At 41.0% G+C, this 23,393-nt stretch carries 19 protein-coding genes and 2 tRNA genes; 11 read left to right on the forward strand and 10 right to left on the reverse strand.

Translation table 11 applies throughout. The features are described 5' to 3' along the window. Positions 1-155: 155 nt before the first annotated feature. Genes dcm through HQ29_RS09800 form a run of 5 tightly spaced genes read left to right on the forward strand, consistent with a single transcriptional unit; the run spans position 156 to position 6,675 of the window. A complete protein-coding gene (dcm, locus tag HQ29_RS00895; protein WP_036866986.1) occupies positions 156-1,487 on the forward strand; it encodes a DNA (cytosine-5-)-methyltransferase in 1,332 nt (443 codons plus the stop codon). Beyond that, entirely contained in the window at positions 1,484-2,992 is a 1,509-nt protein-coding gene (locus HQ29_RS00900; protein ID WP_036866988.1) for an ATP-binding protein, read from the forward strand. The genes dcm and HQ29_RS00900 overlap by 4 nt, the downstream gene beginning before the upstream one ends. After that, positions 2,976-5,066 (forward strand): Z1 domain-containing protein, encoded by a 2,091-nt coding sequence (locus HQ29_RS00905; RefSeq protein WP_036866990.1) that lies wholly within the window; start codon positions 2,976-2,978, stop codon positions 5,064-5,066. Before HQ29_RS00900 ends, HQ29_RS00905 begins: the two co-directional genes overlap by 17 nt. Further along, complete coding sequence (locus tag HQ29_RS00910) at positions 5,063-6,040, forward strand: PD-(D/E)XK motif protein (RefSeq protein WP_036866991.1); 978 nt, start codon at positions 5,063-5,065, stop codon at positions 6,038-6,040. Before HQ29_RS00905 ends, HQ29_RS00910 begins: the two co-directional genes overlap by 4 nt. Then, a complete protein-coding gene (locus HQ29_RS09800) occupies positions 6,037-6,675 on the forward strand; it encodes a hypothetical protein (RefSeq protein ID WP_152566455.1) in 639 nt (212 codons plus the stop codon). The genes HQ29_RS00910 and HQ29_RS09800 overlap by 4 nt, the downstream gene beginning before the upstream one ends. A gap of 42 nt (positions 6,676-6,717) precedes the next feature. On the opposite strand, the gene HQ29_RS00920 is transcribed toward HQ29_RS09800, so the two are convergent. The 8 genes from HQ29_RS00920 to HQ29_RS00955 all read right to left on the reverse strand — a co-directional run bounded on the left by HQ29_RS00920 (position 6,718) and on the right by HQ29_RS00955 (position 14,230). Beyond that, positions 6,718-7,413 carry a hypothetical protein gene (locus tag HQ29_RS00920; protein WP_036867062.1) on the reverse strand — a complete coding sequence of 232 codons (696 nt, stop codon included), beginning with the start codon at positions 7,411-7,413 and terminating at the stop codon, positions 6,718-6,720. After that, positions 7,410-8,327 (reverse strand): relaxase/mobilization nuclease domain-containing protein, encoded by a 918-nt coding sequence (locus tag HQ29_RS00925; protein ID WP_036866992.1) that lies wholly within the window; start codon positions 8,325-8,327, stop codon positions 7,410-7,412. The genes HQ29_RS00920 and HQ29_RS00925 overlap by 4 nt, the downstream gene beginning before the upstream one ends. Next, positions 8,324-8,677, reverse strand: a complete 354-nt coding sequence (locus HQ29_RS00930) for a MobC family plasmid mobilization relaxosome protein (RefSeq protein WP_036866993.1) — start codon at positions 8,675-8,677, stop codon at positions 8,324-8,326. Before HQ29_RS00930 ends, HQ29_RS00925 begins: the two co-directional genes overlap by 4 nt. A 240-nt stretch (positions 8,678-8,917) precedes the next feature. Continuing rightward, positions 8,918-9,808: a toprim domain-containing protein gene (locus tag HQ29_RS00935; RefSeq protein WP_036866995.1), complete on the reverse strand. Its 891-nt coding sequence runs from the start codon at positions 9,806-9,808 to the stop codon at positions 8,918-8,920. A 153-nt stretch (positions 9,809-9,961) separates the two neighbouring features. Further along, entirely contained in the window at positions 9,962-11,032 is a 1,071-nt protein-coding gene (locus HQ29_RS00940) for an AAA family ATPase (RefSeq protein ID WP_235318018.1), read from the reverse strand. Continuing rightward, complete coding sequence (locus HQ29_RS00945) at positions 11,029-11,331, reverse strand: DUF3853 family protein (protein ID WP_027451226.1); 303 nt, start codon at positions 11,329-11,331, stop codon at positions 11,029-11,031. Before HQ29_RS00945 ends, HQ29_RS00940 begins: the two co-directional genes overlap by 4 nt. Positions 11,332-11,590: 259 nt before the next feature. Continuing rightward, entirely contained in the window at positions 11,591-12,850 is a 1,260-nt protein-coding gene (locus HQ29_RS00950; RefSeq protein WP_036867066.1) for an ATP-binding protein, read from the reverse strand. 108 nt (positions 12,851-12,958) lie between these two features. Next, positions 12,959-14,230 (reverse strand): site-specific integrase, encoded by a 1,272-nt coding sequence (locus HQ29_RS00955; RefSeq protein WP_036866997.1) that lies wholly within the window; start codon positions 14,228-14,230, stop codon positions 12,959-12,961. 540 nt (positions 14,231-14,770) lie between these two features. On the opposite strand from HQ29_RS00955, the gene HQ29_RS00960 reads away from it, so the two are divergent. The 6 genes from HQ29_RS00960 to HQ29_RS00985 all read left to right on the forward strand — a co-directional run bounded on the left by HQ29_RS00960 (position 14,771) and on the right by HQ29_RS00985 (position 19,837). Continuing rightward, positions 14,771-15,223, forward strand: a complete 453-nt coding sequence (locus HQ29_RS00960; protein ID WP_036866999.1) for a hypothetical protein — start codon at positions 14,771-14,773, stop codon at positions 15,221-15,223. Between the two features lie 392 nt (positions 15,224-15,615). Further along, positions 15,616-16,344: a carbonic anhydrase family protein gene (locus HQ29_RS00965; protein WP_036867001.1), complete on the forward strand. Its 729-nt coding sequence runs from the start codon at positions 15,616-15,618 to the stop codon at positions 16,342-16,344. 245 nt (positions 16,345-16,589) lie between these two features. Next, positions 16,590-17,303 (forward strand): hypothetical protein, encoded by a 714-nt coding sequence (locus HQ29_RS00970; protein ID WP_152566456.1) that lies wholly within the window; start codon positions 16,590-16,592, stop codon positions 17,301-17,303. A gap of 190 nt (positions 17,304-17,493) precedes the next feature. Continuing rightward, positions 17,494-17,567: transfer RNA gene (locus HQ29_RS00975), tRNA-His, on the forward strand. 120 nt (positions 17,568-17,687) lie between these two features. Next, entirely contained in the window at positions 17,688-19,655 is a 1,968-nt protein-coding gene (locus HQ29_RS00980) for a fructose-bisphosphatase class III (protein ID WP_036792377.1), read from the forward strand. Between the two features lie 110 nt (positions 19,656-19,765). Then, positions 19,766-19,837 (forward strand) — tRNA-Arg (locus HQ29_RS00985). An 845-nt stretch (positions 19,838-20,682) separates the two neighbouring features. Here HQ29_RS00985 and hydF read toward each other — a convergent pair. Continuing rightward, complete coding sequence (gene hydF / locus HQ29_RS00990; protein ID WP_036867003.1) at positions 20,683-21,873, reverse strand: [FeFe] hydrogenase H-cluster maturation GTPase HydF; 1,191 nt, start codon at positions 21,871-21,873, stop codon at positions 20,683-20,685. Between the two features lie 32 nt (positions 21,874-21,905). Continuing rightward, positions 21,906-23,327, reverse strand: coding sequence for a [FeFe] hydrogenase H-cluster radical SAM maturase HydG (hydG, locus tag HQ29_RS00995; protein WP_036867005.1), 1,422 nt, complete (start codon positions 23,325-23,327; stop codon positions 21,906-21,908). Positions 23,328-23,393 lie beyond the last annotated feature (66 nt).

Here is a 23,393-nt window from a genome sequence, read left to right on the forward strand (position 1 = left end):
TTAATTCTTTAGCGATAAGAGATTGAAGCATTTATGGTGCGAGAGACTGTCTTATTAGCACTGATCCACATTTTTGCTTCAGGAGCTATTCCATAGAACTCTATGTTTACTTGTAACCTAAGAATTAAGTTGTTTGATGCTATATGGGTGTTTAGATGGAAAAATTTAAATTCATTGATCTGTTTGCGGGCCTCGGTGGTTTTCATATTGCTCTCAGTAAAATAGGAGGAAAGTGTGTGTTTGCTTCTGAGGTACAGAATGAACTAAGAAAACTATACGAGTTGAATTATGATTTGGAATGTAGCGGAGATATTACTGATATTAATCCGCAGGACATTCCAGACCATGATGTTCTCTGTGCTGGGTTCCCTTGCCAACCATTTTCAAAAGCGGGCAAACAGGAAGGTTTTGAAGATAGTCAAGAAAGAGGTAACTTGTTCTACAATATTATTGAGATACTGAAAGCGAAACAGCCCAAATATGTTTTCCTTGAAAATGTGGCAAATTTAAGAGGACATGATGGAGGTGAAACATACCGAACCATTAAAAAAGAACTAGAGGAGATTCAGTATGAAGTAAAAGATGAGATCATGTCGCCTCATCAGTTTGGGATACCACAACACAGGAACAGAATTTATATTGTAGGCGTACATAAAAAAGAAGGTGGAATTGGAGATTTTGAATTCCCTGAACCCCTTAACAATACAGGAGCTAATAGCACACACATCAGGAGTATAATAGATCCTAAAGATGAAAATTACAGAGAACTAAAACTAGAAACAAGAAAGCAGATTGATGCTTGGGATGATTTTATCAAGATGACTTATCAGAATGGAGGAGTTCTTCCCACGTTTCCTATTTGGTCAATGGAATTTGGGGCAACCTATGATTATGAAGAGAATGCGCCATACAATCAGTCATATAAAGAGTTGAAGAAAAAGAGGGGTGAGTTTGGGAGACCTATTGAAGGAGATAATCGTAAGGACTTGCTTGCCTGTCTACCAAGATATGCACAGACACACGATGACTTTCCAAACTGGAAGTGTCGTTTTATTGAGCAGAATAGAGCCTTTTATGAGAAACACAAGACATGGATTAATCCATGGATAGAAAAATATGGTATTAGAGAGATGGTAGCTAGCCATCAGAAATTCGAATGGAATTGTGGTCAAGTTGATAGTGAGCCAACAATAAAGGATAAAATAATTCAATTTAGGCCATCTGGAATTAGGGTGAAACAAACTGACTACTCTCCTTCTCTAGTTTTAGCAAGTACTCAAACGCCTATTTTTCCTTGGATTAAAGTGAGAGAGGGGGTATATGGTCGTTACATGACAGTACGAGAGGGAGCTAGGCTCCAGGGAATGCAGGATCTTGAGGAGTTGCCCAAAAGTGATATGGCTACTTTTAGGGCATTAGGCAATGCTGTAAATGTTGAGGTCGTTCAACGGATAGCAGAGAAACTAATTAAGGAAGCTGATGTATGATAGAAAGTGTATCAATTAGAATTAAAACCAATGTCTATAGCTCATTTAGAGCTCTCCCCAATAAGCCAGCTATGGCTATTTCAGAGTTTGTAGATAATGCTATTGCTAGTTACGAGAAGAATAAAGAAATCCTAAAGAGTGAAGAGGGCTATCAGTTGAGAGTTGAAATTACTCTTACTCCTGATAGTATAGTTGTTGCTGACAATGCTGCAGGGATTGCGGAAAGCGATTATGTCCGTGCATTTGAGCCAGCTAACATACCTAAAGATAATAAAGGACTTAACGAGTTCGGAATGGGGCTTAAGACAGCTGCTATTTGGCTTGCAGATGAATGGTCTGTAAAAAGTAAGGCACTTGGAGAGGATTTTGAGCGGACAATTTCTTTTAGTCTAGATGAAGTGCTTGAGAATGAGAGGGAAGAACTTATAGTAGAGAATAAAAAAAAGGACAAATCTCTTCACTATACTATTATTACTTTGGGTAGCTTATCAGAGAACTATAAGCCATATACGGGTGGTCATACAAAGATATCACAGCATTTGGGTAGTATTTATCGAAAATTTTTACGCTCAGGTGAGTTGATCTTGTATGTGAATGGAGAACAAGTACAAGCACCTAATTATGTGGTTCTTAATTCCCCATTCGTGGATAACCCTAAGGGAAAATCTAAGGATTGGTTTTATCCTATTAATTTTGATGGTGGAAAATACAAGGCAAAGGGCTTTATCGGTTTGCTTAAGCGGATGAAGACTGGGGAAAATGGGTTGGTTATCTTGAGAAGAGGACGAGCCATAATGGGAGGTACAGACGAAAGATTCTTTCACAAGTCAATCTTTGGTTCTCCTGGTAGTCCCGAGTACAAACGTATCTATGGAGAATTAGAAATAGAGGGATTTGATGTGAATTTCAATAAAAGCCAAATTACTCAAAGCAGGGATTTGGAGTGGCTCTTAGAGGAGATAGCAAAAGAGATAAAACAACAACCAGAAAATATTTTAGTCCAAGCTCGAAAATATCGGCTAAAGACAGAAACTGAGTTTTCAAATATAGCTACCCATGTGAGTAAGACTCTAGGAAAAGAAGACAAGGAAATTCTGAAAACTGTAGTAGAAGACCAGACGATAGAAGAGTCTGAAGTGATTGTCCATGAGGGAAAAGCAAAGGATAAGCAATTGTTTCTTGGTATTGACAGTCTGACTTTCTCTATCAACAATAAAGAAGGGAAACTTAGCACTGAACTTCACCAAGACTCCTCGGATTTGAACTTGTTTAAACTTCTAAAGCCAAGTGATAATGAGTTTGTCTGCTGTATAAACTTGGCACACCCTTACTTTCAAAGTGATTTGTTTTTCAAAAACAATGGAAATAGATTTCTAACGCACTCAATAATTCTGATTAGGAACTTAGCACTAGCAGAGATACGATCTGGAGAAAGAATAAATGAAGCAGGAGTAGTGCGTCACGAATTTAATAAGATAATGCAAAGCTATGAAAATGATGATTAATGAAAATTCAAACACCTTTTCTCCTTCTATAGGGCCGGTATTTAAAAAGTTCCTTCAGAGTAAAGACTTCCTAAGTCAAAGTGGCAAAACACTTTTAGAGAAGGAAACGGTTGATATTCTCAGCCAATGTCTTCCACCAGATTTTTCAGGTGTAGAAAGAACAAGAACTACAAATCTAGTGGTTGGTTATGTGCAAAGTGGTAAAACTCTTTCTTTTACAGCCCTGTCAGCTTTAGCCAAAGATAATGGATATAGGATTATTATTTACTTTGCTGGAGTGACAAATAATTTGTTAGAGCAAACAACGCAGAGACTAAGAAAAGATTTGGATTTTCCAGGGATTAAGATATATAATCCCTCTGATAACGTGTTTCGCAACTCTTTTTCGAGAGTTATGTCTGTGGAAGATAATTTAATTCTACTTCCGATACTAAAGCATGGAAAGTATATCTCTGACTTGGCCTCATTTTTTAAAGGGAAAAGTCTTGATGGAGTTGGCATTCTTATCATAGATGATGAGGCTGATCAAGCTAGTTTGAATACGCAAGCAAAGAAAAGAAGTGAGATAAGTAAGACTTATGAAAGTATAGAGGAACTAAGATCTTCGATAGGAATTCATTCGTACTTGCAATACACAGCAACCCCGCAAGCTCCTCTTCTGATTGATATTATGGATAACCTGTCGCCTAATAAACATTATGTTTTGGAGGCTGGGGAGGGCTATACAGGAGGTCTTGTCTTTTTTAAAGACAGATATAATGATTTGATTGTGTCTATACCTTCGGATGAGGTTTTTCATGAAAAAGTGAACGATTTAACTGAACCTCCACAGTCCCTTACTAACTCTTTAATGTCTCATTTGATGTCTGTTTCAATCATAGTGAAACATTTAAAAAAAGAGTGCTTCTTGAGTATGATGATTCACGCTAGTGCAAAAAAAGATGTTCATGAAAAATTCTATCTATGGGTTAATCAAATAATAGAAGGATGGTGGGATATGCTTAAACGTTATAGTCTAGACGATATTTCAATTATCTCTCTAAAAAGAGACTTTGAAGTGTCATATGAAAATCTAGCTAGAACGTGGTCCAGGGCAGAGGAATTACCAACCTTTGAATCTGCTTTTTCTGAAATTGAAAATATCATAGCTGATACTGCTATTGTTTCGCTAAATTCGGATAGTACTGATTCAATAGACTGGCGTAACTCATCTTCATTTATTTTGGTTGGCGGAGAAATGCTGGGACGAGGTTTTACAGTAGAAAAATTAGCCACTACATATATGTCTAGGTATTCATTGGGCAAAAGTCAAGCTGATACTATGCAACAAAGATGTAGATTCTTCGGCTACAAAGAAAACTATATAGATGTTTGTCGTGTGTATTTGCCAGAGACTGTGGTTAAACAATATGTTGACTATATAGAGCATGAGGAGGAAATGAGAGGTTGGCTTAAAAAAGAAGATACTCTTGAAGGCGTTCATCATCAGTTTGTTTTGTCTCCCACTATGAACCCCACACGTAAGAATATACTTGCCAACGATATCAAGCGACTAGACTTAAACCATTGGAAGAGATGGGAATATTTGGATCCTATTGATAGTTCTTTAGAGGTGCAAGCGTTTTTACAAAAACATCAAGACAATATGGTTTTATGGAAAAACTATGGTACAGCAATGAATAATCACAGGTGGGTCGATGTCCCTGCAAAAGATGTCATAGACTTGCTTTATCATTATCAGTGCTCGACTCGTGCTTTGAATATGGAAAGACAAGCTATAATGCGTTTACTTGGCGGAGTAGTAAGCGAGAATGAAGACATCCCACTCTGTTTGATTGAGATGGGTTTTTGCGGATCAGCACGAAAACGTAGTTGTGAGAATGGTAAAATCAACCAGTTGTTCGTCGGACATTCGAATATTTATCCAGGAGATAGCGAGATAAAAGTTGAAGATAAAATATGCTTACAAATACATAGGGTTAAGCCTGAGGGAGAAGATGAGAGATATATGTTGGCATTTTACTTTCCCCAAGCATTGTCAAAAGGTTTTGTTGGTGTTGTAGAATCCGTATGAAGAACTTGTTTGAAGAATATAAAAGACTAGTTGAGAAATGCTCAAACACTGAGAAGAGCTATTATGATGTCATTGAGGTCTGTGGAGATCATAAGTTTGGTGTTTCAGCAGAAGGGTATCCTCTTTTTTTTATAGCTATCAAGGAAGATGGCAATACACCACCCCCTATTAGCCTTCAGCACTTGAAGGTGCGTTACAACCAACAGTGTACCGTGATCCATGAGAATGGGATGGAAGAGGTTGGTATATACTGTATGATTCAGTTGACTTCTACCAGTGAAGGCTTATGTAGAATTTTTTTGAATATATTTCAAAAGTATGTAGAAGGTTTGCATGATAAGTCTAATACATACGAAATTAAGGAGCAGATAGATCTTTATGTCGCGTTATTTATGGGGTTGTATACTCCTGCACAGTCTACTGTGCAAGGGCTTTGGGCTGAACTTTTTTTAATTGCTCATTCAGTGGATCCTGATTATATGATCAATGTTTGGCATGCTAATAATTACTCAAAGTTTGACTTTGACGATGGCGTTTGTCGAATAGAGGTAAAGAGTACAGGAGAAATGGATAGTAGAAAGCATAATTTCTCATATCAACAACTTACCGCACCTATGGAGGGGGCTTTACTTATAGCCTCAGTTCCTGTAATCCAAAATGATTCAGGAATTGGCATAAGTGAATTAATAGAAAAAATAAGGCGTCACAATATTGACTTCGATTCCGAATGCAAACTATATAAATTAGTTATAGAGGCACTGGGTAGTGAAGAGGAGAATTTTGATTATTACTTTTTTGATGAAAGGGTTGCAGTAGAAATGATTCAATTCTATGATAGTAAAGATATACCTAAGTTGAAAGACATACCCTCAGTGTATAGTGGTATAACTTTTTATTGTGATTTTGGATCTATTGCCCCTGTGTGCCTTGAAGACTATGGTCATTATAATTTGATTGGCAACATAAAGTTTTGAAAAAAATAGGATCCAGAAAACTTCATTCAATAGTGATTGAAGTTCTTGAGTCTCACAGTGAATATAAATACATCAGTGGGAAGCAACCATTTGCTTTTTGCTGGGCATCAAGACGGATAGTAATGTATGTAAAAAACATCTCTTCGGCATACTTTGCTAATGAAGATATTACTAGAGCTCAATTGCCAAAACGAAGTCACTTTGACATGATTAAGAATGACAAAGATGCGCTTTTTGTTTTTCTGGGCTATGATTCTTTTAATGATGTGTTCGTTACATGGTCACCTGAAGATGTTAAACCTAGGATAAATACCAAGGCTAATGTGTCGTTCTATTCTCGAAGAGAAACACAAGAGAAAGCAAGGGCTACTTCTGGAATTGCAGTAGGGTATTTAAAAGATGGAGCGAAATATGTGGCAGGTGCATTGTCCGCACTCCCTGAGTATCTTTCAAATATTGATCATTATTTTCCCAGTCAAGATAAGATAGAAGATGGTGTCGATTCCCTTTGCTCTCAGGTCGCTCAAAAGTACAAATGCTCTAACTCTATACTTAAGGCAGTTGAAGAAGTTCTCAATAGATATCCTAATTACAGCCCATCTGAAATAGCAGAAATAATAAGAAAGTATCTATAATACTAGTAGAGCGACCCAATTCCTCAGGTCGCCCTACGAGATTTATTGATTTAGTTGGTGTTGGACTTTCTCTTGTTCGGCTGAGAGCTCTTGCTGGCGGTGAAGGAGTTCTGCCTGTCGCTGAACTGCCTTTTCGTGGTTAATGACACGTTGCTCTAGAGTGGCAATGGCTTCGTTAGAGCGGTGATTTTCAAAGATGCTATCGAGTCGGGCGAAGGAAGTGTTACCAACTGAGTGCTCCATACGTAGGATGCGATATCGTAGGGCATAGCTTTCGAGGGTTTGATTGGCATTGTGTAGATAGACCGTCCAACCGATAGTACAGGCGATGAGTACGATAGATATTCCCCAGATTAGCCATTCTATCCAACGTTTGACATCAAAGAGGTAGTACTTCTTGACCTCTGGAGGAGATTGAGTTTCTTGAATTTTCTCGGATAGAGAGGCTATGCTTTTAGCTTGTCGCTCTTGGTCCTTTGCTATGCTATCTTTGATTTCTCGGATTCGTTTGCCTAGGACGATAGCGACATCTGTCAGTTCTCTCTTGAATTTCCCATCTACCTCAATCTTTTGCCCAATAAGGTGCGCCACATCCATAAGAGAAATAGCGTCATCTTCTGAGGGATTAGTTGCGGGGTTAGATTGAGATACAAGGTTGGTGATACTTGCTTTGAGATCTCTGTTCTGTTGTTTGATCTCCTCTAGTACTTCAAGGAGAATATTCATTTGTTCGTTCATAATCTTCTGCATTTTAGTTTCTTATTAGCTTGATTTCTTAGTTTACGTTGGAATACGAGTTCAGCAACGTCAACTGCTGGGACATTGCTGTCAAAGAGTTCTTCAATAAAGTTCTCAGATGAACTTTCAGACTCTCTTTCTTCGGAAATCTCTGGCGCTTTTTGAGAGCTGAGAACATTTGCATTCTGCTGAAGGAGTGTAGATAACTTTGAGTAGCTACAAGAGCGGTCAATGTGTGAGCCACTGAAGCTAACTCCATCCATGCTAAAGACTACTCCTTCAATGATATCTGTTTTGCCCTTGGTCTTGAACTGCACGTCAATACTCTGCTTTTGCAAAGCAGAAACAAGCTGTTCCCAATTCTTGCACTTGGGCAATACCTCTGTAATAGCATCGTAGATGGTGTAGCGAACTTTGTCATTGCCACGCAGTCTATTTCTTTTAACTTCCGTCTTGCCTTCTCCGAGCTTAAGATGATACTTGTCTGTAAGCTCTCTGCATATCTTGGTGGAGCGAAACTTCTCATTGCTATCCGAGATTGTATTGCCGTAATTGTCTACCCGATTGATGCAGATGTGGAGATGCGGATGCTCCCTGTCCATGTGTCTGACAATTAGGAACTGAGTATCTGAGTAACCCATCCGCCTCAGGTATTCCCGTGCAATATCAACCATCTTATCGTCATCCAGTCGCTCACTGTCTTCGGAAGAAAAACTGAGGATGGTGTGACAGACTGGCTTCTTGATATTGGGTCGCATAGAGGCTTGCAGGTTGAAGTCTACAGCAATCTCATTTGATGTAGCATCAATTCTTACACCTTCGCCATCAAGAATACGAGCCATACCTTCACGCTTACCCAGCATGTAGGTAATCATTCCAGAGAATGATGTCCCTTTGATGATCTTTGCAATCATGACTTCAGATCCTTGAGGTGATTGTCTACGCATATCCTCAGTAGCTTAAGTTCTGTTGGGGCTGCAGAAATACCATAGGTGTTAAGGCGACGAGCAATCTGATTGATGTTATTCGCAATACCTGTGAGCTGACGAATCTCATTCATCTGTTCAGGGGTAATGCGAGCCTTCACTTGGCTCTCATAAATAAGTGTGCGTAGATACTCACTCTTATTTAAGCCTGCCTCGTTCGCCTTGCTCTTAAGGGTGAAATACTCCTTGGTATTTAGTTTGAGCAATACGGAATAGCTTCGCTTTTCCGATAACTTTTTCTTAGGGCGACCGCCCTTGTTCGTTGTATTATCGTCCATAAATATTCTGTCAATAATGAGACCATCGGGATGATTTTTCACCTCCCTTTGGTAGGGTGAAAAGCAGGTTTTGGGTAACCCAAAACACAAACTTGCTTCTCTGAAAATCTGTATGTTAGATATGGCTCTGCCAAGCTCTGCTTGATTGCTTTTGGAAGAGCCGTAATTGTGCTGTGGCTTTTCAAGTGACGAAGCGAAATAGATCACGTGAAGTGTGATTAATAATCACGTGACGAAAGATCATCTGAGTTTTATCTTTCGCTTAGACTTCATGCGTATCTCTTTAGGAATTCGCTTTTGACATAGAAAGTCATTCAGGTCCTTAAAGTCCGAAAACCTTTCTGAGATGTTTTCGACAGGGAGATTCAATCTCAAGAGTCTACTTCGGGCATCCTTTCCCGCAGCATCGTTATCGAGAAAGGAGTTTATTTTCTCGTACTTAGCAAGGAGAGGAATTGCTTTCTCGAGGTTGCTAACAGAGTTAAGGATTAAAGCTGAACTCTCTTGCTCTTTGGGATTCATCGTCAATAAACTTAGGTAATCCATAAACCCTTCAAAGAGATGGATTGACTTGGTGTCATTGTCAAATAGAGAAATCTCCTTTGGTGGAATACAACCTTTGAAGAATGAGTTAAGGGTTTCATATCCACCAGCATTATTCGGAAAGCCAATAGAGAAATAGTTCTTACCATTTACTCTATAATGAACCTCCTTGCAGTACAGCTGAGCGATGAGAAAAGAAATTCGTCTGTTTTTCAACAACTGAATTAACGCTGGGTGCTGTAGCTCTTGAACTCTAATGTCTGATAGCCCTTTATGAGAGGGTGTTTGCTGACGAAAAGAAAAAGAGTTGCTATTGTGGAGAGGGCATGCTTGTTCTATGGCAATGAGTGCCTCAGAAACAGTCACAATATGATTGATCTTCATTGCCAAATCAATAATATTCCCTCTTTCCCCACTTCCAAAGTCGTGCCAGCAGTTGATGCTTGTATTGACTTTGAATGAGGGCGTACTCTCTGACCGCAAAGGAGAGTAGTACCAAAGACTATTGTTTAGTACTTTGACAGGCTTTATGCCGAGCGTGAATAGGTAATCCTGTAGCGGAATTAGCTTTGCTTGTTTTGCATTCATCTTCTGATCTCTTTTTCTTTTCGTTAGCAAAGGAAGTCTCTATTCAGTTCGGTATGGTACAGGAATATATATCCTGATACCGAACCGAACTGATTTACAATTGGTATGGTATGGGTCAAAACCTTATATGCCCATATCGGACTGAACCGATAATCAATAGTAGAAATTAGGCTCATACAAGTACTTCTTATTCTTGAGTGTGATCATTCTCTTATTCTTCAGGAAAGTGAGTAGCTTTTTAGTTTTCCCTATACCATACGTAGTACCGACAATCTCAGCGTATCCTTTTCGTAAGGCATCCACTAGCTCACCATAACCTAACCCCCCTTCACTTTCAGAGAAAACCACTTCTAAAGCTTGTCGGTGTTGATCCTCTGTAAGCTCTGTATAGTCGAAGGCCGTTTTTGAAGTAATCGCTTCATCTTGAAAGTTTGTATCCAACTCGGGGACATTGATATGGTCTGGCTCATCAGTGATACGAAAAGCAAAATTCTCGAAAGGCTTTGAACGGATAAATGCGGGTGATACGATGGATCTATCGGGGTCTGTCGGATCTTTGGTTACTTGAAGGACAGTTTCTGCCTTATTGTTGAGTTCAGTTCCAATATGACCTCTACTATTGTCATCACCTTTATTTAGATGAAGCACAGTCTGGATATGAATACCTCGCTCACTAGTCCACTGCATAAGGTTCCCGATAAGAATCGTAGATTGAGTAGGATTGTTGATGTCGAGTATCAAGTCTCTAATTCCATCAATAACGACAAGTCCCACCCCTTCAATCTCATAGATCGCCTTTCGAATCACCTCGCATCGGATTGCAGGGTCAGATATTTCTCTAAGGTGACTGAAGATGAGATTCTCAGGTTGTTGGTTAAGTGGTAGTCCAGCTAACTTCAGTATTCGCTGTAATACCAGTTTGCAGTGAAATGGGCTCTGCTCAGTATCGAAGTAGAGGATTTTTCTTTTTCCTGAAGGAAGAGATGCTCTATACTCTAATACCTGTCCGTTGATAAGTGCGGCTGCAACGATGGCAGAAACATTAAAAGTCTTCTTTGCCTTGGCTTTGCCTGTCGAGGCACTAAAGTTTCCCAATGTGCCAATGATGGCATCATCCACTTGGAGGATAACGGGTGGTAAAGAGAACTCATCCGTTACACGGACTAAAGACTTCTTCCAAAGGGAGTCATAGTCTACATTTTGGCTCTGTGGGATCATACTCATCTCCTTCCTCCGGTTTTCTTGCCTGCCAGCTCCAATGCCAGCTCAGCATCCACGATAATCTTTCGACCAATTTGTGTAATGGCTTGGTCAATTTTCCCGCTTTTCTTGATGCGATTGGCTGTTGGAATACTGCACCCAAATAGCTTTGCTATACCTGCAATACCATAGACATATTTCTTGTGGGTATTAGCTAAAGGAGAAACTGGTTCAGTTGCCACAGTTCTATTAAGTCCCTCTTTGAGGAACTCCATAAATTCGCCACTCGTCATTTGCCATAGTGGCTTATTTTCATCTGTCATAAACTCTCAGATAAGCTTGTTAAACATTGTGCTTCACTGGTCATGTAAAGCATTGATCTTTTGCAGTCTGCAGTGCAAATCTATGATACTATATTGAGAGTTTAAAGGGTCAGGGATATATCGGGAAGTGTCGAGAAGTTTAAGGAGGTGAAGAGAGAAGATTTCCTCAATAATTTGAGCGTTTGGGAGCGGAACTTGAATACAAAAAAGCCCCTTGTCGATTTGAACAAGGGGCAGTAATTAGGTTGGGCTTTATGCGTTACAGAATAGTGTCAAGTTCCCATGCCGAAATATGGTCAATACCTTCATTTGTTGGAAGCTTGAAGTCATCCAAACTGACCACATACTTCTTGAAGTTATCTTCTATCGACAAAAGAGAGCGGTACTCTCGCTCTATTGTCTCTTGTTCCGTTAGTTGTAGTGTGACTTGGAAATATAACCTCTTGCTACCTTTGATAGCGACAAAGTCTACCTCAGCCTCTTTATTCGTGCCTACATAGATTTGATATCCAGCTCGCCTAAGGCATAAATAGACAGCATTCTCCAATAAGTACCCCATCCCATAGCCAAATCCAGAATAGAGATAATTGTGGTAGCACAAATCATTCAAATAGTACTTGTTATTGGCCGAAATAGTCTCCTTGCCCTTGATATTATATCTCTCTACCTTATGCACGAGGAAAGTACTCTCGAGATGGGAGATGTAGTTGGAGAGCGTCTCGTAGTTGGTTTTCCTATTTCGAGACTTAAAGAAGTTGACAATGTTGGCGATGGAGATAATGTTGGAGGCGTTATTGACTAGATACACAAAGAGGTCATCTAGGAGCTTCACATCCTTTACTTTATACCTAGCGACAATGTCACGAAGCATAACAGTGTCCTTGATTGAAGAGACGTAGTTTTGCTTCATCTCATCATTGGGGAGGTTGAAAAGCTCTGGTAGGGCTCCAGTTTGAAGGAAGTCTATATAACTTTCTCTATTAGGCTCTTTCTGAGTGATACCACAGAACTCTGAAAAACTAAAGGGGAGTATTTCAAACGCTACATACCTTCCCGATAGTAGCGTTGCAAGTTCACCAGATAGCAGACTAGAGTTGGAGCCACTGATAAATATCTCACAAGGCTCAGCAAAGTCTTGGGAGTGTGAGTTGACAAATCGTTCCCACTCTTCAATGCCCTGTATCTCATCGATGAAGAGGAATACTTTCCCTTGCGGGTTGAGGTCTTTCTTGTATTGCTGAAATAGGTTCTCGAGGTCTTGATAGTCAAGAATGTCTGAAAACTCCAGGTATTCCTTGTTGATGTAAAGAATGTTATTGGGACGAGTGCCGTTGGCAATTAGCTGTGAGGCTATTTGCCTTAGGATGTAGCTCTTTCCGGCACGTCTCTGACCTACCAATACTTTGATCAGTTTGTTATCAATGTATTGACCTATCTTATCTGTGTAGAATGTGCGTGGATACCCTAAGTCTATAGGGTTTTCATCCCAAAAGTTGTATTTCCTTATCGGTGTGAGCATTGTCAGGTGTATTTGAAATTTCTCTGCAAATATAGGTATTTTCAAGCGCACTTGAAATTTCTGTTGTGGATGTCATAGTTTCAAGTCTGTTTGAAATTTCAAGTTCGGTTATAACTGATCGAACTTGTTCATTGCGTTAGCCTTTATATCATCAGCAATATCGATGTATGGTTTCATCGCTTTATAGTCGCTATGACCAGTCCACTTCATCACTACATTAGCGGGTATTCCCAAGGAGAGTGCATTACAAATGAAAGTTCGCCTTCCTGCATGAGTACTCAGTAGTGCATACTTGGGAGTCACTTCATCAATTCTTTTGTTGCCTATATAGTAGGTTTCTCTTATTGGTTCATCAATCCCCGCCAGTTCTGCCAGCTCTTTCAAGTAATCATTCATTCGTTGATTGCTAATTACTGGTAAAGCCTTGTCTTTCTCAAAGACCACATTCTCATACTTTTCAAGAATTGATCTGCTGTGTTTGTTCAATTCTATGATTAGGCTATCAGCTGTTTTGACTGTGGTAATCTCAATATGATCCTCTTTGATGTCGCTCCTTGTGAGATTAAAAACATCAGAATAGCGGAGACCTGTAAAGCAACAAAAAAGGAAAACATCTCGTACTCGCTCTAAGTACTGTTTGCTTTCAGGTATCTCGCACTCCCTTAGACGTGACAGTTCATCCCATGTGAGGAAGATTACTTTCTTCTGGGTGCTTTTTAGTTTTGGCTTAAATGTTTCATAAGCAGTAAGAGTCGTATAGCCTTTGCCAAAACTCCATCTTAAAAACCACTTGAGGAATGAGAGTTGATTCTCTATAGTGCTATTCCTCATCTTTCTCTTGTCTCGAAGAAAAAGGACGTACTTATTCAACCCGACTTCGTCAAATAGCTCAAAGGATACAGAGGGATTAAACTCTAGAAGATGGTTCTTCACAGCTGCAAACTTCTCATAGGTAGAGTGCGTCCAGCTATTTTGTACACCTCTTTCACTGACAAACTCATCAAATGCCTGCATAAAGCATATTCCCTCAGGTTGCTCTTCATTTCTCAACCTTGAATTGAATATATCTTTGATTTGTTCAGGGGTTGGGATTAGCTCCTTGATTTCAAACTCCTTGAATATCTTCTGCATTTCAGATCCATATCTCTGCAGGTCTGCATTGATCTCAGTAGCAGATTGCTTGAGCTTATTGGTGCATCCTCTTTTCACCTGCTGAAGATCACTATCCCACTTTGAAGCATCAATTCTGTATCCAGTCGCAATCTCAATGCGCTTACTGTTATAAATCACACGCATTCTGATGGGCACATTCTCTGTAATGAGTACTCCATCTTTCTTGCGTCTCTCCAGTGCGAAAATAATGTTCCTCTTAATATTCATAGTTCATACGCTGATTAAATCTACACCCAAATTTACACCCAATTTTCGACATATGGAAAGAGGTTGTATGATATTCTGTTTAAGTGGTGATTTTATATTCTACTGGAATACAGCGAATTGATATTGCGTGATATTCTGCGATTTTCAAGGTTTTGGAGCCCCCGCTTCCGCAATAAGTACTAATGTTTAGTAACTTGCAGAATTTGTACACGAAATTATGTGTTTAATGCCCCCAAATTAAAGGTTTTGGGGCATTTTTTTGTTTGTATAAAAAATAGAAATGATGGTAAGAAGTTTTTCTGTGATGAAGATTTAATCTATAAGGTAAAGTTTTGCACCATATACAATAAATGATATTAGTAATATCACTGTTCTGCAAAGGCAGAAATGGTAATCAATCTTTACAAGAATTTCACAATACGACTGAAAAAGACTATCTTTGTGTAGTGGTTTTTGTTAAAAGTTTTTATCGCAGATTAAAAACAATGACGACTTCTCTATGAACTTAAATAGATAGCATGATAAATAAAAATATTGATTATGAATCCACTAGTAAGCAGCTTACAAAAAGCAGAAAGGGAGATTGTTATCAATTACCCATTAAATGAGGTCAAAGCAGCTATTATGTTGCTCTTTGAAAAATTTCCATCAAAGTATATGCTTCAGGAAAATGACATCAATGAAGTATTCAATACATACCATTTTCCAATTTCCAATAATCTAAATCCTGCAATTGCAGATATTGCACTCACAGAGGAGGGAGATAAGACAAGAATACAAATAACTGTTACAAATGCATATGGCTCGTTATCATCTAATTCCATCCTTGCTGGAATCCTAAGCGATTATTTACTCTTACTTGGAAAGGTTTTGAATAAAGAAAGTCTTGAAGATATAGCTCAGACGGTCAATCGTTCGAGTGTGAATTCAGGCTGTCTGATTCTTTTGCTTGTAGGACTTGGGCTTCTTGTATTGTATGTATTATTGACATAAATAATTAGCAAAACATTTTGCACAATCAAAATACATTTTCAGGACTATTTAGAAGCTTCTAAAACAAGAAAGGAAGTATTTCAGCCCTTTTTATTTTGTTTTTCTTCTTATTGGATTAGTGATGTCAATATGAAATCTAAGAACTTTTATTAAACAAAAAATAAGCCCACATTCGGCTCTACAACTCCGTTTTTTGATCTTATAGATGTAGGACTTCATAGTACCTATACGACCTGCGAGTTTACCCTATATGATCTTGGCTTCCTTGATACTTGTAAAAGTATTATCTTTGTGCAAAGGCTTAAATAGCCTTATTGCTGTATCTGTTCATCCTCCTCCTTTCCGAGGATAGAAGGGGGATTTGTGTATTATTAACCATAAAAAACAAGAAGATGAAGAAAATCTTTATGCTTGCCACAGCTGTGGCTATCTTGTGTTCCTGCAACGATCAGTCGCAGTCGACTCAATCAGAAACCTCTAACACAGAGCCAAAGGAACTTATCTCCGAGGTACTGACCAAAGACAAACAGCAAGAGCTTACTCCCGATATTGTATTGGCTGGTCTGCGTGAGGGCAATGAGCGTTATATTGCCAACAAACAGTTGCCTCGTGATCTCAATGCTCAGTCTGTTGCCAGTCTGGAGGGGCAATATCCTGAAGCAATCATCCTCTCGTGTATTGATAGTCGTGTACCTGTTGAGTATATTTTTGACAAGGGAGTCGGTGATCTTTTTGTCGGCCGTGTAGCCGGTAATGTGGCTGATGAACACATGCTTGGCAGTATTGAATATGCCTGTGAAGTTTCCGGCTCAAAAGTCGTTCTCGTATTGGGACATCAGGACTGTGGCGCTGTCAAAGCTGCCATTAAAGGTGTTGAGATGGGCAATATCACTTCTTTGATGGAGGAGATCAAGCCTTCTGTGGAAGGTACCGAGTACGCAGGAGAACGTACTTACTCTAATAAGGAGTTTGCTGATGCTGTGGTACGTGAAAATGTACTACAGACTATGGATGAGATTCGCCGAGACAGTCCTATCCTCAAAAAACTTGAAGATGAGGGTAAAATAAAGATCTGCGGAGCGATCTATGAAATGTCCACAGGTCGTGTTCTCTTCCTCTAATTAGGAATTAACGTTATACAGAAAGGCTCCCGAAGTTGGTTGTTATCCAACTTTGGGAGCCTTTTTTTATTTAGATGTTTTTCCTTTGTCTGTATCTCTTAGTGTCTTTTCTTTGCTATCAACATGCTGTATTTTGAAAATTCTATACCTTTATCGGCGGAAAGAGAAGCAAGAGAGCATTTAGTAGGCTTTCAAACCACAATACTTTTTGGATAATGTAAGAATATCACGGATTATAACTTATTATGAAAATGAAAAATAGAATGAAGAGATCTTATTTGCCAACATTGTTGATAGCAATTTCCGCATTGTTCTTAGGTAGCACTTCTTATGCTACTAACCAAAATAACGGAAGACCAACTTTAGCCAAAAGAGGAGAAAGTGTTGAAAAAATAGTGCCGGAGGGTTGGGCTTTTGCTCACGAAAAGGGAGATCTTAATAAGGATGGAATTGAGGATATTATCTTAATAGCACAGCCTAATTACAGAGAAAAAATATCTACTCGTGATGATGGATATGAGTACAACTATAATCCGAATATTCTGGCGATCTATTTCGGTACGGAGTCCGAGGGATATAAAATCTTTAAGATGTGGGATAATGTTATCCCGACAGAGGAAGATGAGTATACTAAATATGAGTCTTATCTTAAAATTACCGACAAAGGAGTATTTGATATCACAGTCAACTTTTTTGCCATTGCCGGTACTTACGGAACATCTAATACGACTTACAAGTTTAGATTTCAGTCGGGAGACTTTTTCTTGATTGGAAAAGAGATCTCCGGTTTTAGCCGCTCATCGGGGGAAAGTTCTGTGGAGAGCTACAACTTTTTAACAGCAAAAAAGTGCACTACTACGGGTAATATGTTTGATGAAAGTGTAAAGAAGAAAGTTGTTTGGACGAAATTAGTAAAGAGACGCCTAAAACCTCTCGGATCATTTTATCTTGAACCTTAGGAAGATTATAGTTGCTGAAAGGTCGAATATATCCCTTGCTTTTCAGGATTGGGTTGGCAGATCGAGCTGATTTTGCTTCATATTGCGCAGAATGTGCCAATATTCATTAGTAAAAAGCTTTGAATCCCTTGTTAATCCAAAATAAATATCTACATTTGCAGAGCAAAAGGGAAATAGACCTTTTGAAGATGGAGGTTGTAGCTCAGTGGTAGAGCACCGGATTGTGGTTCCGGGTGTCGCGGGTTCGAAACCCGTCTTCCTCCCAAAAGATAAGGCTGTGTTACCATATAGATTTGGTTAACACAGCCTTTTTGCTTTATATCTGATCTATTTACTATCTTTGAAGACAGAAAAAACAAATCATTATAGACATTGACCTTAAAGATGAAAATTAAGAATTATAGTCTGGAATATCTGCAACTCTTGGCAGAGAAATTTCCTTCTGCAGTTGAGGCTGCCACAGAGATTATCAATCTTGAAGCCATACTAAGTTTACCTAAAGGCACAGAGCATTTCCTCGCAGATATTCATGGGGAATACGAAGCTTTTGATCATGTACTCAAGAATGCTTCCGGCAGTATAAAGCGGAAAGTAGATGAGCTCTTCGGCGCATACGTCAGGCAAGATGAGAAGAGGGAGTTGTGTACTCTTATCTACTATCCCAAGGAGATGTTGGAGCAGGTTCATCGCAGGGAGGAGAATATAGAAGAGTGGTATCCGGTGATTCTGAACAAGCTTATCCAAGTCTGCAAGAAAGTTTCCGAGAAATACACTCGAAGCAAGGTGAGAAAGTCTCTACCGAAGCAGTACAGTTATATTATACAGGAGCTTTTGCACGAAGATGCCGGCAATGATCACAAGTCCGCTTACTACCACAGCATTTTCAAGTCCATCATCGAAACCGGAAAGGCAGAGGACTTTATCATTGCATTGTGCCAGACGATACAGCGGCTTGTCATAGATCATCTTCACGTGGTTGGGGATATATATGACAGAGGGCCGGGAGCTCATCACGTGATGGATACGCTCTCTAAGTATCACAACTTCGACATTCAGTGGGGTAATCACGATATGCTTTGGATGGGAGCCGCTTGTGGCAATGCTGCATCCATGGCAAACGTTTTAAGAGTCTCTCTCCGCTATGCCAACCTGAATACTTTGGAAGAAGGATATGGAATCAATCTGCTTCCTCTTGCTCGCTTTGCAATGGAGACCTACGCCAATGACGAGTGCAAGGTATTCCGTCCCAAACTTGGCTCTGCGGACAAACTTTACGATGAGAACAGCGCTTACCTCATTGCTCAGATGCACAAGGCAATATCCGTGATTCAGTTCAAGCTGGAGCACGAAATCATTTCTCGACACCCTGAGTATGGAATGGAGGACAGGAATCTGCTGCATAAGATGGATCTGGCAGCCAAGACCATTACTCTGCCGGACGGAAAGAGCTATCCTCTTTTGGACACCAACTTCCCAACGATAGATCCGAAAGATCCTTACAAACTGTCCGACAAAGAGAAAGAGATCGTCGAAAGGCTGCTGATCAACTTCCGACACAGCGAAAAGCTACAGAAACACATCGACATCCTTTACAAGCACGGCAGCATGTATTTGTCATATAACGGCAACCTGCTTTATCATGCCTCCATTCCGATGAACGAAGACAAGACATTCCGAGCTTTGCGCATCGGGAAAACCTCTTATTCCGGAAAAGCATTGTACGACAAGATAGACAGCATTGTGCGAGAAGCAAGGGTGAGCAGCAGTGTTGCGAAGAAGAAAGAGAAACAGATGGCGATAGACTTCATGTGGTATCTCTGGTGCGGTCCGGACTCTCCACTCTTCGACAAGTCGGCAATGACCACACTGGAGCGTTATCTTGTGGAAGACAAAGCCACTCATCACGAGCAGAAAGGTTACTACTTCGTCTATCGGAAAGAAGAAGAGGTGTGTATCAAGATACTCGAAGAGTTCGGACTTTCCGGCCCCGACTCTCATATCATCAACGGACACGTTCCCGTAAAAGCCGTAAAAGGAGAGCAGCCCATACAAGCCGGAGGTCGCATGATGCTCATCGACGGAGGCTTCAGCAAAGCCTACCAGAAGAGCACCGGCATTGCGGGCTACACGCTCATCTTCAACTCTCACGGGTTGCATCTGATACAGCACGAGCCATTCTGCTCCACACAGAGAGCAATAGAGAAGATGGAGGACATTCAAAGCTCTACGGTACTGAAAGCCGCCTCCTCCCATCGCATCTATGTTCGAGACACAGACAACGGCAAAGTGCTCAGAAGCCAGATCGACGCCCTTAAAGCTCTTCTCGAAGCCTACAAGTACGGAAAGATTTAGCTGCAAGAAGCACTTTCCTCACTTGCAAAGCAGCAAAAGAGTATTGGCGATTAGAAATAAAAGCCTTACTTTTGCACTCTCACAACGGTAGTGAGGAACAAAAACACCGGGGCCTCGTAGTTCAACGGATAGAACGGAAGTTTCCTAAACTTCAAATATGGGTTCGATTCCCGTCGGGGCTACTCACCACAACAACGTCGATGCACTGATATATAATATGTATATCGGTGCATTTTTTATTCTCCGTTCCCACACCAACGCCCCATCTTTTCCTCCTGCTTCTCTGCATTTCTCGGTCTTCTGTGCGATAAGAGAGACATTTCCTCAAAAAACTCCCAAGCATAAACTCAAAAATTACCGAGTAAAAACTCTATTCTTATCAAGTAGTTCTATATTTCTCGCCGTGAAACGAATATTTCTCGCCGTGAAATATATAATAGGTGCTTAAGAGTCAAATTTTAGATCAGTAGAAGAATGAAAATTGTTAGGTAAAAACTTGAGAGTTATTGGGCAGGAGAATGTGAGTTGTTGAGGATTCAGATGTGAGTTGTTGAGGATTCGGATGAGAGTTGTTGAGGATTCGGATGTGAGTTGTTGAGGATTCAGATGAGAGTTGTTGAGGATTCGGATGTGAGTTGTTGAGGATTCAGATGAGAGTTGTTGAGAATTCGGATGTGAGTTGTTGAGGATTCGGATGTGAGCTGTTGGATAGTCGGGTGCAGGTTGTTGAGGAGGAGGTTGGGAGTTACTGAGCAAAAGTTCTATTCTTACTTATAAATATAGAATTGGTCGTTAGGAATAAGATGATTTCAGATGGATTGGTCTTTATTTTTTGATTGAATGTTTTTGGATTTATGTCAAGGAGATTTCGAGTCGGTTCCCTATTGGTTTTTGTGCTTTCAGGCGTTGATTTCATTCTTGACATGAGCAACATTTGCCGGAGGGTGAGGCATAAAAAAGAGAAGAACAGAGGTGATCGCTCTATTCTTCTCCTGTTGTTTTTGCCTGAATGTCTTGAGTTTTTTGCTTAAGGAAGGGCTACTTTGTCGAGAATACCGGTGAGATAAGCCATCGTGATGCCGTAGTTGGTCATCGGGACGTGCTGTTGTTGTGCCCGCTCGGAGCGGTTCATGACCATCTTTCTGGTGAACATACAGGCGCCGCAGTGGATGATCAGGTCGTATGGCGTGAGGTCTTCGGGGAAGTCTTTGCCGGAGACGATCTCGATTTGTAGCGAAGAGGATATGCGTTTGCGCAGCAGGGCGGGTATTTTTACTCGTCCGATGTCTTCCGTGACCGGTGCATGTGTGCACGCTTCGGCGATGAGGACTTTGGAGTGGGGAGTAAGGCTCGCGATGGCTTGGGCGCCTTGTACGAAGCTGTCGATGTCTCCTTTGTATGCTGCAAAGAGTATCGAAAAGGAGGTGAGCAGGCTTGCTGCCGGCTTGATCTCATATACGTTCTTGAAGGCTTGTGAGTCTGTGATGATCAGCTTGGGCGGATGCTGTAGCGCATCGAGGGCTTGCTTCATGGTGTCGGGTGTGCAGCAGATGGGGAGACAGCCCTTGTCAAGGAGCTCTCGTATGGTCTGCACTTGTGGGAGGATGAGTCTGCCTTTCGGTGCCTGGGCGTCTTGAGGCATTACGAGCAATACTGTGTCGCCTTCCGAAACAAGTGATCCGGTGATGGTTTCGGCAGATTGTGTCCGGGTGTTTGTGCTGCGGAGCGTCTCCAGCAGTGTATCCATGCCGAAGCCGGTGTGCGCACTTACGATGATGGGGGAGAGCCCGGTTTTCTCTTTGAGTGTTGTGCGTAATGCGTCCGGACAAGCGTGTATGTCCGCTTTGTTGAAGACCGGAATGACCGGGATATTCTTCTCCTGAAGCTGTGTTATCCATTCTAACTCGGGAGAAAGCTCTTCGGATGAGAGCACGACAATGGCGATGTCTGCGCTTTGCAGCGTCCGGCGCGTGCGATCTATGCGGAGCTTGCCGAGAGACTCGTTTGTGTCATCGAATCCGGCGGTGTCTATCAGTACGCATGCTCCCAGACCCGGGAGCTCCATCGCCTTACTGACGGGATCTGTTGTTGTACCCGGAGTGTCGGAAACAAGAGAGACCATCTGTCCCGTAAGAGCATTGATGAGGGAAGACTTGCCACTATTGGTGCAGCCGTAAAGTACGATGTGGAGGCGTTCGGATCGAGGTGTCTGTTCCATGAGTCTGTGTACGAGGTAGACGAATATAGGGGTCAGAATCGGAAGTCTCTCTTTCCTTTCTCAATATCGGAAAGGTTGCGAGTGGCTTTGTCTCGTATCTTGAGGTTCGGAATCATCTTAAGACTGTTCAGAATGAGCTTTTCTCCTTTCTTCTTGGTCTCATTCGAAGCGTAGTCTTCAAGGTACTCTTTCAGGGTGATGATGGCGTTGGGACCGCAGCAGTTGGCTATCTGTCCGCTCTTGACAAGAGCCATGAAACGGTCGCCCGTTCGTCCCTCTCTGTAACAAGCCGTGCAGAAGCTCGGTATGTATCCAAGGTCTATGAGCCAGGCGGCTATCTCGTCGAGCGTGCGAGTGTCGCTAAGGTCAAACTGTGCCGTATCGTGTGCTTTCTCTTTTTCCTCTGTGTAGCCTCCGACCGTGGTTCGAGAACCTCCGCTGAGCTGTGAGATGCCCACTTCGAGTACACTCTCGCGAGACTTTTGAGACTCTCGCGTGGAGATGATCATGCCGGTGTACGGAACAGCAATACGTATAATCGCCACAATACGACGGAAGATGTCATCCGAAATAGAGTTGGGAAAGTCTGCCGTGTCGATATCATCCGCAGGACATATTCTCGGTACGCTTATGGTATGAGGACCTACACCGAAAGTTGCTTCCAAGTGTTCTGCGTGCATCAATAGTCCGGTGAAGTCATACTTATAGGTATTGAGTCCGAAAAGAACGCCAATACCGACATCGTCTATGCCTCCTTCCATCGCTCTGTCCATGGCTTCGGTGTGATAGACATAGTCGCTCTTCGGCCCCGTCGGATGCAGTGCTTCGTAGGTTTCTCTATGATAAGTCTCCTGGAAAAGGATGTATGTCCCTATTCCTGCTTCGTGCAGCTTCTTGTAATTCTCTACCGTTGTTGCGGCAATATTGACGTTTACACGTCGTATTGCACCGTTTTTGTGCTTGATGCCGTATATCGTGGAGATGGACTCCAAAAGATATTCCATGCTGTTGAGAGTAGGGTGTTCTCCCATTTCGAGTGCAAGTCTTTTGTGGCCCATATCCTGCAAAGCAATGACTTCATTGGCTATCTCTTCTTGTGTAAGCTTGCGTCTGTGGATGGTCTTGTTCTTTGCGTGATAAGGACAGTAGGTACACCCATTGATGCAGTAATTGGATAGGTACAGAGGAGCAAACATTACAATCCGGTTGCCATACAACTTCTGCTTGATCTCTTTTGCAATGTCAAACATTCGTTGCTGTATTTCCGGATCCTCGCACTCAAGGAGGATAGCAGCTTCTCTGTGATCTATGCCTTTCCCTTCTGCTGCTTTTACAAGGATCTCTTCAATAATCGCTTTGTTGTCTTTATTTGCTTCGGCAAAAGCGAGAGTATCCAAAATCTCTTCGTGAGAAATAAACTCTTCGGCTTTTCTTGATGTTTTGTTATATGCCATTTTACATATAAGGTTTCAAATATTTCCTGAGGAGAGAACAAAAGTAATATATTTTTTGCTCTTAAT

The organism is Porphyromonas canoris (assembly GCF_000765975.1).
GTDB classification, from domain to species: Bacteria; Bacteroidota; Bacteroidia; order Bacteroidales; family Porphyromonadaceae; genus Porphyromonas_A; species Porphyromonas_A canoris.